This window comes from Pseudomonas sp. PICF141, from assembly GCF_002286815.1.
Classification (GTDB): Bacteria; Pseudomonadota; Gammaproteobacteria; order Pseudomonadales; family Pseudomonadaceae; genus Aquipseudomonas.
Genome location: NZ_MUNM01000078.1, coordinates 169,878 through 184,028 on the forward strand (window position 1 = coordinate 169,878; position 14,151 = coordinate 184,028).

The 14,151-nt window shown below is 60.3% G+C and carries 16 protein-coding genes; all 16 read left to right on the plus strand.

All coding sequences use genetic code 11. The annotated features are described in order from the left end of the window. Positions 1-14 precede the first annotated feature (14 nt). The 16 genes from fliF to fliR all read left to right on the plus strand — a co-directional run bounded on the left by fliF (position 15) and on the right by fliR (position 14,151). Entirely contained in the window at positions 15-1,802 is a 1,788-nt protein-coding gene (fliF, locus tag BZL43_RS23280) for a flagellar basal-body MS-ring/collar protein FliF (RefSeq protein WP_095634465.1), read from the plus strand. After that, positions 1,795-2,814 carry a flagellar motor switch protein FliG gene (fliG, locus tag BZL43_RS23285; protein WP_007894195.1) on the plus strand — a complete coding sequence of 340 codons (1,020 nt, stop codon included), beginning with the start codon at positions 1,795-1,797 and terminating at the stop codon, positions 2,812-2,814. The genes fliF and fliG overlap by 8 nt, the downstream gene beginning before the upstream one ends. Positions 2,815-2,821: 7 nt before the next feature. Next, positions 2,822-3,631 carry a flagellar assembly protein FliH gene (fliH, locus tag BZL43_RS23290; protein ID WP_095634466.1) on the plus strand — a complete coding sequence of 270 codons (810 nt, stop codon included), beginning with the start codon at positions 2,822-2,824 and terminating at the stop codon, positions 3,629-3,631. Continuing rightward, positions 3,621-4,979 carry a flagellar protein export ATPase FliI gene (gene fliI, locus BZL43_RS23295; protein ID WP_095634467.1) on the plus strand — a complete coding sequence of 453 codons (1,359 nt, stop codon included), beginning with the start codon at positions 3,621-3,623 and terminating at the stop codon, positions 4,977-4,979. Before fliH ends, fliI begins: the two co-directional genes overlap by 11 nt. Before the next feature lie 6 nt (positions 4,980-4,985). Further along, complete coding sequence (gene fliJ, locus BZL43_RS23300) at positions 4,986-5,435, plus strand: flagellar export protein FliJ (protein ID WP_095634468.1); 450 nt, start codon at positions 4,986-4,988, stop codon at positions 5,433-5,435. A 218-nt stretch (positions 5,436-5,653) separates the two neighbouring features. Next, entirely contained in the window at positions 5,654-5,959 is a 306-nt protein-coding gene (locus BZL43_RS23305; protein ID WP_095634469.1) for an STAS domain-containing protein, read from the plus strand. Positions 5,960-5,964: 5 nt separating this feature from the next. Further along, complete coding sequence (locus BZL43_RS23310) at positions 5,965-7,668, plus strand: fused response regulator/phosphatase (protein ID WP_095634470.1); 1,704 nt, start codon at positions 5,965-5,967, stop codon at positions 7,666-7,668. A gap of 31 nt (positions 7,669-7,699) precedes the next feature. Beyond that, positions 7,700-8,047: an Hpt domain-containing protein gene (locus BZL43_RS23315; protein WP_095634471.1), complete on the plus strand. Its 348-nt coding sequence runs from the start codon at positions 7,700-7,702 to the stop codon at positions 8,045-8,047. Positions 8,048-8,301: 254 nt separating this feature from the next. Then, positions 8,302-9,654 carry a flagellar hook-length control protein FliK gene (locus tag BZL43_RS23320; RefSeq protein ID WP_095634472.1) on the plus strand — a complete coding sequence of 451 codons (1,353 nt, stop codon included), beginning with the start codon at positions 8,302-8,304 and terminating at the stop codon, positions 9,652-9,654. Between the two features lie 218 nt (positions 9,655-9,872). Next, positions 9,873-10,376: a flagellar basal body-associated protein FliL gene (gene fliL, locus BZL43_RS23325; protein WP_008072628.1), complete on the plus strand. Its 504-nt coding sequence runs from the start codon at positions 9,873-9,875 to the stop codon at positions 10,374-10,376. A gap of 9 nt (positions 10,377-10,385) precedes the next feature. After that, positions 10,386-11,354, plus strand: coding sequence for a flagellar motor switch protein FliM (gene fliM / locus BZL43_RS23330; RefSeq protein ID WP_008072629.1), 969 nt, complete (start codon positions 10,386-10,388; stop codon positions 11,352-11,354). A gap of 67 nt (positions 11,355-11,421) precedes the next feature. After that, positions 11,422-11,880 carry a flagellar motor switch protein FliN gene (gene fliN / locus BZL43_RS23335; protein WP_095634473.1) on the plus strand — a complete coding sequence of 153 codons (459 nt, stop codon included), beginning with the start codon at positions 11,422-11,424 and terminating at the stop codon, positions 11,878-11,880. Beyond that, a complete protein-coding gene (gene fliO, locus BZL43_RS23340) occupies positions 11,881-12,342 on the plus strand; it encodes a flagellar biosynthetic protein FliO (protein ID WP_095634474.1) in 462 nt (153 codons plus the stop codon). Further along, complete coding sequence (fliP, locus tag BZL43_RS23345; RefSeq protein WP_095634475.1) at positions 12,342-13,100, plus strand: flagellar type III secretion system pore protein FliP; 759 nt, start codon at positions 12,342-12,344, stop codon at positions 13,098-13,100. Before fliO ends, fliP begins: the two co-directional genes overlap by 1 nt. Further along, positions 13,097-13,366 carry a flagellar biosynthesis protein FliQ gene (fliQ, locus tag BZL43_RS23350; RefSeq protein WP_063342917.1) on the plus strand — a complete coding sequence of 90 codons (270 nt, stop codon included), beginning with the start codon at positions 13,097-13,099 and terminating at the stop codon, positions 13,364-13,366. Before fliP ends, fliQ begins: the two co-directional genes overlap by 4 nt. A gap of 2 nt (positions 13,367-13,368) precedes the next feature. Then, positions 13,369-14,151 carry a flagellar biosynthetic protein FliR gene (fliR, locus tag BZL43_RS23355; protein WP_095634476.1) on the plus strand — a complete coding sequence of 261 codons (783 nt, stop codon included), beginning with the start codon at positions 13,369-13,371 and terminating at the stop codon, positions 14,149-14,151.

Genomic DNA, 14,151 nt, shown 5'->3' on the forward strand with positions numbered 1-14,151 from the left:
GACGAGATTGAGTCATGGCAGAAGCAATCGCCGATAATGTTCCGGCCAAGGCCACTCCAATAGACGGCAAACCGCCGCTGTTCGGGTTGTCCTTCCTGGAAAACCTCTCCGAGATGACCATGTTGCGTCAGGTGGGCCTATTGGTCGGCCTGGCCGCGAGCGTGGCGATTGGTTTTGCCGTGGTGTTGTGGTCCCAGCAGCCAGACTACCGGCCTCTGTACGGCAGCCTTGCCGGTATGGACGCCAAGCAGGTCATGGAAACCCTGGCCGCCGCCGACATTCCCTATACCGTTGAACCGAACTCCGGTGCCTTGCTGGTCAAGGCCGAGGACCTTTCCCGTGCGCGGCTCAAGCTCGCGGGCGCTGGTGTCACTCCCAGCGATGGCAACATCGGTTTCGAGATCCTCGACAAGGAACAAGGGCTGGGCACCAGTCAGTTCATGGAAGCGACCCGTTATCGTCGTGGCCTTGAAGGCGAACTGGCACGGACCATTTCCAGCTTGAACAACGTCAAAGGTGCACGCGTGCACCTGGCGATTCCGAAAAGCTCGGTGTTCGTGCGTGACGAACGCAAGCCCAGCGCTTCGGTTCTGGTTGAACTCTATTCCGGTCGCTCGCTGGAGCCGGGCCAGGTTGTCGCCATCGTCAATCTGGTGGCGACCAGCGTTCCGGAACTGAGCAAGTCCCAGATCACTGTGGTCGATCAGAAGGGCAACCTGCTGTCGGATCAGGCGGAAAACTCCGAACTGACCATGGCCGGCAAGCAATTCGATTACAGCCGTCGCATGGAAAGCATGCTGACTCAGCGTGTGCACAACATCCTGCAACCGGTGTTGGGCAATGATCGCTATAAAGCCGAAGTGTCTGCCGATGTGGACTTCAGCGCCGTCGAGTCGACTTCCGAGCAGTTCAACCCCGATCAACCGGCGTTGCGCAGTGAGCAATCGGTCAACGAACAGCGCACCGCCAGCAATGGCCCGCAAGGTGTACCGGGTGCCCTGAGCAACCAGCCGCCATCGCCGGCCTCGGCGCCGCAAACCACCGGTGGCGCTACCGCGTCGGCCGGCATGGTGCAGCCAGGCCAGCCATTGCTCGATGCCAATGGTCAGCAAATCATGGACCCGGCCACCGGCCAGCCGATGCTGGCGCCGTACCCGGCGGACAAGCGTCAACAATCCACCAAGAACTTCGAACTCGACCGTTCCATCAGCCACACCAAACAACAGCAGGGCCGTTTGAATCGCCTGTCGGTGTCGGTGGTGGTGGATGATCAGGTCAAGGTCAACGCGGCCAACGGCGAAACGACTCGCGCGCCGTGGAGCGCCGATGAATTGGCGCGCTTCACTCGCCTGGTACAGGACGCGGTCGGTTTCGACGCCAGCCGTGGCGACAGCGTCAGTGTGATCAACATGCCGTTCTCCGCCGAGCGCGGTGAAGTGATTGCCGAGATTCCGTTCTATTCCCAGCCGTGGTTCTGGGACATCGTCAAGCAAGTGCTGGGTGTGTTGTTCATCCTGGTGCTGGTGTTCGGTGTGCTGCGTCCGGTGCTCAACAACATCACCGGTGGCGGCAAAGACAAGCAACTCGCAGGCCTGGGCAGTGACGTCGAGCTCGGTGGCATGGGCGGCCTGGACGGTGAACTGTCCAACGACCGCGTCAGCCTCGGTGGCCCGACCAGCATCCTGCTGCCGAGCCCGAGCGAAGGCTATGACGCACAGTTGAACGCAATCAAGAGTCTGGTGGCAGAAGATCCGGGTCGCGTGGCCCAGGTCGTGAAAGAGTGGATTAACGCAGATGAGTGATAACCGAGCCGTTGCCGCCAAACTGACCAAGGTCGACAAAGCCGCGATTCTGCTGCTGTCCCTCGGTTCCACCGATGCTGCGCAAGTGCTGCGCCACATGGGGCCCAAAGAGGTCCAGCGTGTGGGCGTGGCGATGGCCCAGATGGGCAACGTTCACCGCGAGCAGGTCGAACAGGTGATGAGCGAATTCGTCGACATCGTCGGCGACCAGACCAGCCTGGGCGTCGGCTCCGATGACTACGTGCGCAAAATGCTCACCCAGGCCTTGGGCGAAGACAAGGCCAACGGCCTGATCGACCGGATCCTGCTGGGCGGCAATACCAGTGGTCTCGACAGCCTGAAGTGGATGGAGCCGCGCGCCGTCGCCGATGTGATTCGTTACGAGCACCCGCAGATCCAGGCCATCGTGGTCGCCTACCTCGATCCGGATCAGGCCGGTGAGGTGCTGGGCAACTTCGACCACAAGGTCCGGTTGGACATCATCCTGCGAGTCTCTTCGCTGAACACCGTGCAACCGGCAGCCCTGAAAGAACTCAACCAGATTCTCGAGAAGCAGTTCTCCGGCAACTCGAATGCCTCGCGCACCACCCTGGGTGGCATCAAGCGTGCGGCCGACATCATGAACTTCCTCGACAGTTCGATCGAAGGTCAGCTGATGGACTCGATCCGCGAAGTCGACGAAGACCTGTCCGGTCAGATCGAAGACCTCATGTTCGTGTTCAACAACTTGTCCGATGTCGACGACCGCGGCATTCAGGCGCTGTTGCGCGAAGTGTCCTCGGACGTCCTGGTGCTGGCCCTCAAAGGCTCGGACGAAGGCGTCAAGGAGAAGATCTTCAAGAACATGTCCAAACGGGCGGCCGAACTGTTGCGCGACGACCTCGAGGCCAAAGGCCCGGTACGCGTCAGCGACGTGGAAACCGCACAGAAAGAAATCCTCACCATTGCCCGCCGTATGGCCGAAGCCGGAGAAATCGTTCTCGGCGGGAAGGGCGGCGAAGAGATGATCTAAGGTCACTATGTCGTCCAAACATGATGAGTCTCATACCGACCTGATCCGTGCCAAGGACGTCGGTGGTTTCGATATCTGGTCGCTGCCCAGTTTCGATCCGTTTGTGCCGGAACCCGAACCGGAGCCAGAACCCGAACCGCCGGAAATGGAAGAAGTGCCGCTGGAAGAAGTCCAGCCGCTGACCCTTGAAGAGCTCGAAAGCATTCGTCAGGAGGCCTACAACGAAGGCTTCGCCGTTGGCGAAAAAGAAGGTTTCCACAGCACCACGCTCAAGGTCCGTCAGGAAGCCGAAGTGGCCCTGGCGGCCAAGATCACTGGCCTGGAACAACTGATGGCCAACCTGTTCGAGCCGATTGCCGAGCAGGACACGCAGATCGAAAAATCGCTGGTCGACCTTGTGCAGCACATCACCAGGCAGGTGATTCAGCGCGAACTGGCCATCGACTCGACGCAGATCGAACACGTCATGCGCCAAGCGCTCAAGCTCTTGCCGCTGGGGGTGGGCAATGTGCGGCTGTACATCAATCCGCAGGATTTCGAGCAAGTCAAAGCCCTTCGCGAGCGCCATGAAGAAACCTGGCGCATCGTCGAGGACGAGTCCTTGTTGCCGGGCGGTTGCCGGATCGAGACCGAACACAGCCGCATCGATGCCACCATCGAAACCCGTGTTACCCAAGTCATGGCCAAGCTGTTCGATCAATTGCACGATCAGGCGCTGCACCCGGCCGCACCGGACCTGAGCCTGGAACTGCCAATCGACGAAAAACCCGCGGTTGCACCGGTCGACCCGACACTGGACGCTCCCGATGCGCCTTGACCGCACCAGCTTCGCCAAGCGCCTCGGTAGTTACGCCGAGGCCACGGAGCTTGCCGGTGCGCCGATCCTCGAAGGTCGCTTGCTGCGCATGGTCGGCCTGACCCTCGAAGCCGAAGGCTTGCGCGCCGCCATGGGCAGCCGCTGCATGGTCATCAACGATGACAGCTATCACCCGGTGCAGGTCGAAGCCGAGGTCATGGGTTTCTCTGGCAGCAAAGTCTTTCTGATGCCGGTCGGCAGCGTCGCCGGCATCGCCCCCGGTGCCCGTGTGGTGCCCCTGGCTGATACCGGTCGCTTGCCGATGGGCATGAGTATGCTTGGGCGGGTACTCGATGGCGCCGGGCGTGCGCTGGATGGCAAGGGTGGCATGAAGGCTGAGGACTGGGTGCCGATGGACGGCCCGACCATCAACCCGCTCAAGCGCGAACCCATCAGCGAGCCGCTGGACGTGGGCATTCGCTGCATCAACGGTTTGTTGACGGTCGGTCGCGGTCAGCGGCTCGGGCTGTTCGCCGGTACTGGCGTGGGCAAGAGTGTGCTGCTGGGCATGATGACCCGCTTCACCGAGGCCGACATCATCGTGGTTGGCCTGATCGGTGAGCGGGGGCGTGAAGTCAAAGAATTCATCGAACACATCCTCGGTGAAGAAGGCCTCAAGCGTTCGGTGGTGGTGGCGTCGCCAGCAGACGATGCGCCGCTGATGCGTCTGCGCGCGGCCATGTACTGCACGCGAATCGCCGAGTATTTTCGCGACAAGGGCAAAAATGTCCTGTTGCTCATGGATTCCCTGACCCGTTTCGCCCAGGCCCAGCGGGAAATCGCCCTGGCCATCGGCGAACCTCCAGCGACCAAGGGCTATCCGCCGTCAGTGTTCGCCAAGTTGCCGAAACTGGTGGAGCGGGCCGGTAACGCTGAAAAGGGCGGCGGTTCGATCACCGCGTTCTACACGGTATTGTCCGAAGGCGACGATCAGCAAGACCCGATCGCCGACTCGGCGCGAGGTGTGCTTGACGGGCACATCGTGCTGTCCCGGCGTCTGGCCGAGGAAGGGCATTACCCGGCCATCGATATCGAAGCCTCCATCAGCCGGGTCATGCCGTCGGTGGTAGGCATCAAGCACATGAACCACGCGCAGACGTTCAAGCAATACTGGTCGCGCTATCAGCAGAGCCGCGATTTGATCAGTGTCGGCGCCTATGTATCCGGCGGTGATCGGGAAACCGATACCGCGATCAGTCTGCAACCGGCCATGACCATGTACCTGCGCCAGGGTTTGAATGACAACATCAGCATGGGCGCCAGCGAGAACCATCTCGCTTCGATCTTTGCGCCAGCGCCGGGCGGTTGACCCGTCATGGCCTCTAGCCGCGCCGCACGTCTGGCGCCTGTGGTGGAAATGGCTGAAAAGGCCGAAAAGACCGCTGTCCTGCGCCTGGGGCACTTTCAGGGCCAGGTTCGCCTGGCGGAAAGCAAACTCGCCGACCTGGAAAACTTTCGCCTCGAATACCAGGAACAATGGATCGTACGCGGCAGTGGCGGCGTGTCGGGCCAGTGGTTGCTGGGTTATCAGGGCTTTCTCGCGCAATTGGGCACGGCCATCGACCAGCAGCGTCAGAGCCTGAACTGGCACCAAAACAACCTGAACAAATCCCGGGATGCCTGGCAGCAGGCGTTTGCCCGAGTCGAAGGCTTGCGCAAACTGGTTCAGCGCTACAGGGATGAAGCGCGGCAACTGGAAGACAAGCGCGAGCAGAAACTGCTCGATGAGCTGTCCCAGCGGTTGCCGCGTCAGGATCCGTATTGAATCAGGTAGCCCGCGTTATCGTTCTTCGCGAACAAGCCTCGCGCCTACAGAGGCCGTGTCGAACGACAACGGTGTGTTCGACCATTTTTCGTAGGAGCGAGGCTTGCCCGCGAAGGCGATTTCACAAACCGAACAACTCTTCAGCCTTGCTCCAGCCCCCAACAGGTGCTAAACCTTGTACACGTACGTATGTTCGCCAATGACAAGGAAGCCGTGAAATGTCAGTCGTTACAGAAGTATCCCCGGATGGGCAAAAGCTGACGATTTCGATCAAGGGTCGATTCGATTTTGGTCGGCATCAGGAGTTTCGTGAGTCCTACGAGCGACTCAATAAGAAACCCGAATCCATAGTCGTGGACCTCAAGGAAGCCACCTATCTCGACAGCTCCGCGCTGGGCATGTTGCTCCTGCTGCGTGATCACGCCGGTGGCGACAGCTCCGATATTCGCGTCGTCAACAGCAGTTCCGATGTGAAGAAAATCCTCGCCATTTCCAATTTCGACAAGCTGTTCGACATCAGTTGACCGTCATGCAGTCGCTCGAACCGCTGACGATTCTGATCGCCGAAGACAGCGCGGCCGATCGCTTGCTGCTGTCGACGATCGTCCGGCGTCAGGGCCATGAGGTGTTGACGGCTGCCGATGGCGCCGAGGCGGTCGAAGTATTCCGCTCGCAGCGACCGCATCTGGTACTGATGGACGCCATGATGCCGGTCATGGACGGTTTCGAGGCTGCGCAGCAGATCAAGGCGCTGGCCGGCGAAACCCTGGTGCCGATCATCTTTTTGACGTCGCTGACCGAAAGCGAAGCGCTGGCCCGTTGTCTGGAGGCCGGCGGCGACGATTTTCTGGCAAAGCCTTACAACCAGGTGATCCTCGCGGCCAAGATCAAGGCCATGGATCGCTTGCGACGTTTGCAGGCAACTGTGCTGGAACAGCGAGACCTGATCGCCAGGCACCACGATTACCTGCTCAACGAACAACGGGTGGCCAAAGCCGTGTTCGACAAGGTCGCCCACTCCGGTTGCCTGAATGCCCCGAACATCCGTTACCTGCAATCGCCCTACGCGCTGTTCAACGGCGATCTGTTGCTGGCCGCGTTCACCCCGGCTGGCGACATGCATGTGCTGCTCGGTGATTTTACCGGCCATGGTTTACCGGCCGCGGTCGGTGCCATGCCGTTGGCCGAAGTCTTCTATGGGATGACGGCCAAGGGTTACGGTTTGTCCGAAACCCTGCGCGAGATGAACGCCAAGCTCAAACGTATTCTGCCGGTGGACATGTTCTGCTGTGCGGCGCTGCTGTGCCTGAGCTTTCAGCGAGGGTCGGTGGAAGTCTGGAACGGCGGAATGCCGGACGGTTACCTGCACAATATCGCCAGTGGCGAGCGCACGGCGCTGACGGCACGGCACTTGCCGCTGGGGGTGCTGAGCTCGCAAACCTTCGATGATCGCACCGAGGTGTTTCCGATGGCCGTCGGCGATCGGGTGTTCCTGCTGTCCGATGGGGTGATCGATACTTGTGATGCCAATGAGCAGTTGTTCGGCGTAGAGCGGCTGGAACAAGTGTTTGCAGCCAATCGCCAGCCCGACGCACTGTTTGAAGAAATCGAGCAGGCACTACGGGACTTTCGTGGCGAAGCTCGTGATGACGTGAGCATGGTCGAGGTCCGTCTGCTGGAGGCCGCGCAACTGAGCCCGCCGACGCCGGTGTATTCCGATAGCGGCCAGTCTTGCCCGCTGGACTGGTCAGTGAGTTTCGAGTTCCGCGCCGCCACCCTCAAGCGCTTCAATCCACTGCCGTACTTGTTGCAGTTGCTGCTTGAGGTGCATGGTTTGCGGGCTCAGAGCGGCGCGCTCTACAGTGTGCTGGCAGAGCTTTATTCCAATGCCCTGGAGCATGGCGTGCTGGGCCTGGATTCGAGTTTGAAACGCGATGCGGCAGGTTTTGCGCGTTATTATCAACAGCGCAATGCACGCCTGGACGAGTTGCGCGATGGCTATGTGCGGGTGCATTTGCAGGTGACGCCAAAAGGCGAGGGCGGTTGCCTGGTGGTCCGGGTCGAGGACAGTGGCAAAGGCTTCGATGTGGCGCGGGTCATGGCGCGTCCCCTCGATGATGTCCGTCTGTCAGGCCGAGGGGTCAATTTGATTCGCCAGTTGAGCGATCATGCGACCTGGTCCGATAATGGTCGCAGTGCTCGCGTGGAGTTTTTCTGGGAGGCTCTGGCATAATGCCAGGCGTTCTTGATCAAGGAGTGAACAAGTGGACAACACACATCTGGACCGCGACGTGCTGAGCGCGTTGCAGGAAGTGATGGAGGACGGGTATCCAGAATTGCTCGATACCTTTCTCGCCGATTCCGAAGAGCGTTTGAGTCTGCTGCGGCAAGTTGACGATGCCGATAAACTGGGCGCCACGGCGCACAGTTTCAAAGGCAGCAGCAGCAATATGGGCGCTACCCGGCTGGCTGAGTTATGCAATGAACTGGAACAGCGAGCCAAGCAAAAAAGCCTTGAAGGCATTGAAGCGCTAGTCGGGGAAATTGACGGCGAATTCGCGATTGTCCGGCCTCTCTACGAAGCGGAGCGTCAACGCTCCCTGGCTGAATAAAGCAACCGTCCGGGTAGCAGCTGGCGAAACCTGGCTGCGAAGCAGTCGTGAATCCGCCTGACACATTCTGCCTGACGTATCGCAACTTCATTTTACGACTGCTGCGCAGCCGAACGCAGGCTTCGCCAGCGCTACAGATCGCATTACCCCATAGCCGTCCGGCGCTTTTACCGACCAGTGAAGAAAACTGGCTCGACCCTTGCAGTGAACTTGCTCAACTGTACCTACGATCCCAGTGCAGCGGAGACCGTTTTATGCCCGTTACCCCAAACATTCTTCTTCAGGCCGCTGCGACGGCCAAGGCCCAAGCCGCGTCCGCCAATGCCCCGGCGCTGACCGCTGAGCCCGGGGACAAGGCCTCCAGCTTCGCTCAGGTCTATGCCAATCAGGCGCAGACTAAACCCGGCGCGATGGCGGACAGCTCGGCTAAACCGGCACGCGACAAAGTCTCGGACAACGTCGACAAAAAGGACGCGAGTAACGACAAGTCTGCCGCCCCGGAACCGACGGTTGCCGATAGCGGCAAATCCTTGCCCGCCGATAAACCGGCGCAGGCTGACCACACGACGGTCAGCGATGATGCGTCGGAATCGGCCGAGGCGTCGACGCCGGTGGCTGATTCCGCGCCTGTCGATCCGGCCCTCGACCCTGCATTGATCCAGCCAGTGATGCCAGCCGCTGTACCGCAAACCCCGGCAGTCGTGGCCACTGTGCAACCCGTTGAAGCACCTGCCGCCGTGGTTACCGCGGCAGCGGCGCAGACTGTTGCAACCCTCGATCCGGATTTCGATCCCGAAGCCGATCCTCTCGATGCCCTGCCAGCCGTGCGCATGGCCATGGAGCAGGGCGGGCACGTTTCACCCGCCAGCCAGGCCCAGCCCAAAGCGGCACTGACCCCGGCTCAAATCGATGGCGAGCCAACGTCGGCGCAGAACTTTGCCACGGGGATGTCGAACATGCTCGATGTGCAAGCCGATCAGGACAGCACCAGCCAGGGCGGCGAGAAGGCTTTCAGCGGCTTGATCGATGACGGCCTCAAGGATCTCAAGTCCGCCAGCAGCGACACCCGCGTCGATGATTTCGCCAACCGTCTGGCGGCACTGACACAGGCGGCAACGCCCAAGACTGCCAATGCATTACCGGTGAACCAGCCCATCGCCATGCATCAAAGCGGCTGGACCGAAGAGGTGGTCAACCGGGTCATGTACCTGTCCAGCGCCAATCTCAAGGCGGCCGACATTCAGTTGCAACCGGCCGAGCTGGGACGCCTGGATATTCGGGTGAACATGGTGCCGGATCAGCAGACCCAAGTGACCTTCATGAGTGCCCATCCGAGCGTTCGCGAAGCGCTCGACGGGCAAATGCATCGCCTGCGTGACATGTTCGCGCAACAGGGCATGGGCCAGGTCGACGTCAACGTTTCCGATCAGTCCCGTGGCTGGCAGGGGCAGGGTCAGGAGCAGGCTCAACAAGGGCAGGGTGGGCGTACCAACGCCAATGGCGGTCGCCTCGATTCTGCCGATGAAGAGCTTCCCGCGACTGTCGCCGAGGTGGCCGCCAACACCACCAGCGTGATTGGCTCCAGCGCCGTCGATTATTACGCCTGATCAAACGCAATACCCCTGTAGGAGCGAGGCTTGCCCGCGAAGAACGATAACGCGGTTTAACCGATAAACCGCGTTATCGTTCTTCGCGGGCAAGCCTCGCTCCTACGGTTCCTTCGATCTAAGCCTGCGCCTCAACTCCCTCCCGACACTTCTGGCATAACACTTGCTCTGGCCTTGCCGTGCGACTGTGAAAACCCGAATAGTGACGGATTATTGGCATGGCTAAGAGCGACGCAGCACCCGTGAAAGACCCCGCAACCAAAGGCAAAATCAAGCTGATCATTGTGATCGTCGTGGCCTTGTTGCTGGCGATCGGCTTGTCCGTGGGGGCGACCTGGTTCTTCATGCACAGCGCCCAGAGCAAACCTGCCCCCGCGGCTGAAACGGCGGTGATTGGCAAGCAGCCAGCGATCTTCGAACCCATGGCGCCGGCCTTCGTGGCCAACTACAACCAGAACGGCCGTCAGCGCTACATGCAGGTGAGCATTACCCTGCAGGGCCGCAATCAGGCTGATCTGGAAGCGCTCAAAGTCCACATGCCGGTAATTCGCAATAACCTGGTGATGCTGTTTTCCGGTCAGGATTTCGCCACGCTGGCGACGCCGGTCGGCCAGGAAATGTTGCGTCAGAAGGCCACGGCCAGCGTCCAGGAAGTGGCGCAGAAAGAGCTTGGCAAAGTGGTGATCGAACAGTTGCTTTTCACTAATTTCGTACTGCAGTAGGAACACGACATGGCCGTGCAGGACCTGCTGTCCCAGGATGAGATCGATGCGCTGTTGCATGGTGTCGACGATGGTCTGGTACAGACCGATAACGCTGCCGAACCCGGCAGCGTCAAAAGCTACGACCTGACCAGCCAGGATCGCATCGTCCGTGGACGCATGCCGACCCTGGAAATGATCAACGAGCGTTTCGCCCGCTACACCCGCATCAGCATGTTCAACATGCTGCGCCGCTCGGCGGACGTTGCCGTCGGTGGCGTGCAGGTGATGAAGTTCGGCGAATACGTGCACTCGCTGTACGTACCGACCAGCCTCAACCTGGTCAAGATCAAACCCTTGCGCGGCACCGCGCTGTTCATCCTCGACGCCAAACTGGTGTTCAAGCTGGTGGACAACTTCTTCGGCGGCGATGGCCGTCACGCGAAGATTGAAGGGCGTGAATTCACCCCCACCGAGCTGCGTGTGGTGCGCATGGTGCTGGAGCAGGCCTTCGTCGATTTGAAGGAAGCCTGGCAGGCGATCATGGAAGTGAACTTCGAGTACATCAACTCGGAAGTGAACCCGGCCATGGCCAACATCGTCGGCCCGAGCGAAGCGGTTGTGGTGTCGACGTTCCACATCGAACTCGATGGTGGTGGCGGTGACCTGCACGTGACCATGCCGTACTCGATGATCGAGCCGGTGCGCGAAATGCTCGACGCCGGCTTCCAGTCGGACCTCGACGATCAGGACGAACGCTGGATCAACGCCTTGCGCCAGGACGTGCTGGACGTCGATGTACCGATCGGTGCCACCGTGGCCCGCCGTCAGCTGCGCCTTCGCGACATCCTGCATATGCAGCCCGGGGACATTATTCCGGTCGAAATGCCGGAAGAAATGATCATGCGCGCCAACGGCGTACCGGCCTTCAAGGTCAAGATGGGCTCGCACAAAGGCAACCTCGCGTTACAGGTGATCGAGCCGATCGAGCGCCGCTGACCGGCGCTCTTGTTTCCCCCTTTAATTGACTGCTCTTGAGTGAGCAGGTGCCCGCCGAGGACAAATGATGAACGACGATATGAACGCCCAGGACGACCAGGCACTGGCTGATGAGTGGGCTGCGGCCCTGGAAGAAACCGGTGACGCCGGGCAGGACGATATCGATGCCTTGCTGGCTGCCGATGCCAGCGGTTCGTCGTCCAACCGCTTGCCAATGGAAGAGTTCGGCAGCGTGCCGAGGAACAACGATCCGGTGACTCTGGATGGTCCGAACCTGGACGTGATCCTCGATATTCCGGTGTCGATTTCCATGGAAGTGGGCAGCACCGATATCAACATCCGCAACCTGCTGCAACTCAACCAGGGGTCGGTGATCGAGCTCGATCGCCTGGCCGGCGAGCCGCTGGACGTGCTGGTCAACGGCACGCTCATCGCTCACGGTGAAGTGGTGGTGGTCAACGAAAAGTTCGGCATCCGCCTGACCGACGTGATCAGCCCAAGCGAACGCATCAAGAAGCTGCGCTGAGTGAAAAAGGTTCCGGGTTTTGTACTGGGGTTAGTGCTGGCCTTGCCATTCAGCGCGTTGGCGGCCGAGCCGGTCACGACAGCTGCAACAGCCGCCGCCACGCCGGCCGTCAGCAGCGGTGTGGCTGGGCAGTTGACGCAATTGGTATTCGGCTTGGTGCTGGTGCTGGGGGTGATTTTCTTCCTCGCCTGGTTGCTGCGCCGGGTCCAGCAGGCCGGGCCGGCCGGCAAGGGGCAGGTGATCGAGCTGATCGGTTCGCGCGCGCTGGGTCCCCGTGACCGTTTGATGCTGGTGCAGGTCGGCACCGAACAGATTCTGCTCGGCCTGAGCCCCGGCAGCATCACCGCATTGCATGTGCTCAAGGAGCCGGTGCAGGTGCCGGACAATGCCGAGAAAGCCACGCCGGAATTTGCCCAGCATCTGCTGAGGATGCTCGGCAAGGATCAGAAGGATAAGAAGTAATGGGTGCGTTACGCATCGTGTTGACGCTGGCCCTGCTGCTGGCCGCGCCGCTGGCGTTCGCCGCCGAGCCGTTGTCGATCCCGGCAATCACCCTGGGCACTAACGCCGAAGGCGCTCAGGAATATTCGGTCAGCCTGCAAATCCTGCTGATCATGACGGCGCTGAGTTTCATTCCGGCGTTCGTCATGCTGATGACCAGTTTCACCCGGATCATCATCGTGTTCTCGATCCTGCGTCAGGCCCTGGGCTTGCAACAGACACCGTCGAACCAGATCCTCACCGGCATGGCGCTGTTTCTGACCATGTTCATCATGGCGCCGGTATTCGATCGAGTGAATCAGGATGCCTTACAGCCGTATCTGGCGGAAAAACTTACCGCACAGGACGCCGTGACCAAGGCCCAGGTGCCGATCAAGGACTTCATGCTGGCCCAGACTCGCAGCAGCGATCTGGAGCTGTTCATGCGTCTTTCCAAACGCACCGACATCGCTTCGCCTGACCAGGCGCCGCTGACGATTCTGGTGCCGGCATTCGTGACTTCGGAGCTGAAAACCGCGTTCCAGATCGGCTTCATGATCTTCATCCCGTTCCTGATCATCGATCTTGTGGTGGCTAGCGTGTTGATGGCGATGGGGATGATGATGCTTTCGCCACTGATCATTTCCCTGCCGTTCAAAATCATGTTGTTCGTGCTGGTGGATGGCTGGGCGTTGATCATCGGTACCTTGGCCAGCAGCTTCGGCGGCGTTTCACCATGACGCCGGAAGTGGCCGTAGACATCTTTCGCGAAGCGCTGTGGCTGACCACCCTGATGGTTGCTGTGCTGGTGATTCCCAGCTTGCTGGTGGGTTTGCTGGTGGCAATGTTCCAGGCCGCCACCCAGATCAACGAACAGACCCTCAGCTTCCTGCCGCGCCTGCTGGTGATGCTGGTGACGCTGATCGTTGCCGGCCCGTGGCTGGTGCAGACTTTCATGGAATACATCCTGCAGCTGTATCACAGCATTCCTCAGGTCATCGGTTAGCCATGTCGCTGCTGCAGTTGACCGACACCCAAATCAGCACTTGGGTGGCAACGTTCATGTTGCCCTTGTTTCGCATCGGTTCGCTGCTGATGGTCATGCCGATTTTCGGCACGACGCTGGTGCCCATTCGCGTGCGTCTGTATTTCGCCCTGGCGATCACCTTGGTGATCGCGCCCGGCCTGCCGCCGATGCCGCCGGTCAATGCCCTGGACCTGAGTGCACTGCTGTTGATTGCCGAGCAGATCATTATTGGCGCGGTGTTGGGTTTCTCGTTGCAGCTGTTCTTCCAGGCTTTCGTGGTTGCCGGACAAATTGTCGCGATCCAGATGGGCATGGGCTTCGCCTCGATGGTCGACCCTGCGAATGGTGTGTCGGTGGCGGTGATCGGGCAGTTCTTCACCATGCTGGTGACCCTGCTGTTCCTGTCGATGAATGGCCATCTGGTGGTGTTCGAAGTGCTCACCGAAAGCTTCACTACGCTGCCGGTCGGCGGCGGCTTGATGGTCCATCATTTCTGGGAACTGGCCGGCAAACTCGGCTGGGTGCTCGGTGCGGCGCTGTTGCTGGTGCTGCCTGCGATCACCGCGTTGCTGGTGGTCAACATTGCGTTTGGCGTGATGACCCGTGCGGCACCGCAGCTGAATATCTTCTCGATCGGCTTCCCGCTGACCCTGGTGCTCGGGCTGTTCATTGTCTGGGTCGGCCTGGCGGACATTCTCAATCAGTATCAGCCGCTGGCCGCCGAGGCTTTGCAGTTGCTACGCGAACTGGCACGGACGCGCTGA

What these genes read in the sequence shown, in the direction of transcription:
- fliQ (WP_063342917.1), top strand. Translation starts at nt 13,097, where the DNA reads ATGACGCCGGAAGTGGCCGTAGACATCTTTCGCGAAGCGCTGTGGCTG.
- fliG (WP_007894195.1), top strand. Translation starts at nt 1,795, where the DNA reads ATGAGTGATAACCGAGCCGTTGCCGCCAAACTGACCAAGGTCGACAAA.
- fliF (WP_095634465.1), top strand. Translation starts at nt 15, where the DNA reads ATGGCAGAAGCAATCGCCGATAATGTTCCGGCCAAGGCCACTCCAATA.
- fliL (WP_008072628.1), top strand. Translation starts at nt 9,873, where the DNA reads ATGGCTAAGAGCGACGCAGCACCCGTGAAAGACCCCGCAACCAAAGGC.
- fliH (WP_095634466.1), top strand. Translation starts at nt 2,822, where the DNA reads ATGTCGTCCAAACATGATGAGTCTCATACCGACCTGATCCGTGCCAAG.
- fliJ (WP_095634468.1), top strand. Translation starts at nt 4,986, where the DNA reads ATGGCCTCTAGCCGCGCCGCACGTCTGGCGCCTGTGGTGGAAATGGCT.
- fliN (WP_095634473.1), top strand. Translation starts at nt 11,422, where the DNA reads ATGAACGACGATATGAACGCCCAGGACGACCAGGCACTGGCTGATGAG.
- BZL43_RS23310 (WP_095634470.1), top strand. Translation starts at nt 5,965, where the DNA reads ATGCAGTCGCTCGAACCGCTGACGATTCTGATCGCCGAAGACAGCGCG.
- fliP (WP_095634475.1), top strand. Translation starts at nt 12,342, where the DNA reads ATGGGTGCGTTACGCATCGTGTTGACGCTGGCCCTGCTGCTGGCCGCG.
- fliM (WP_008072629.1), top strand. Translation starts at nt 10,386, where the DNA reads ATGGCCGTGCAGGACCTGCTGTCCCAGGATGAGATCGATGCGCTGTTG.
- BZL43_RS23320 (WP_095634472.1), top strand. Translation starts at nt 8,302, where the DNA reads ATGCCCGTTACCCCAAACATTCTTCTTCAGGCCGCTGCGACGGCCAAG.
- BZL43_RS23305 (WP_095634469.1), top strand. Translation starts at nt 5,654, where the DNA reads ATGTCAGTCGTTACAGAAGTATCCCCGGATGGGCAAAAGCTGACGATT.
- fliR (WP_095634476.1), top strand. Translation starts at nt 13,369, where the DNA reads ATGTCGCTGCTGCAGTTGACCGACACCCAAATCAGCACTTGGGTGGCA.
- fliI (WP_095634467.1), top strand. Translation starts at nt 3,621, where the DNA reads ATGCGCCTTGACCGCACCAGCTTCGCCAAGCGCCTCGGTAGTTACGCC.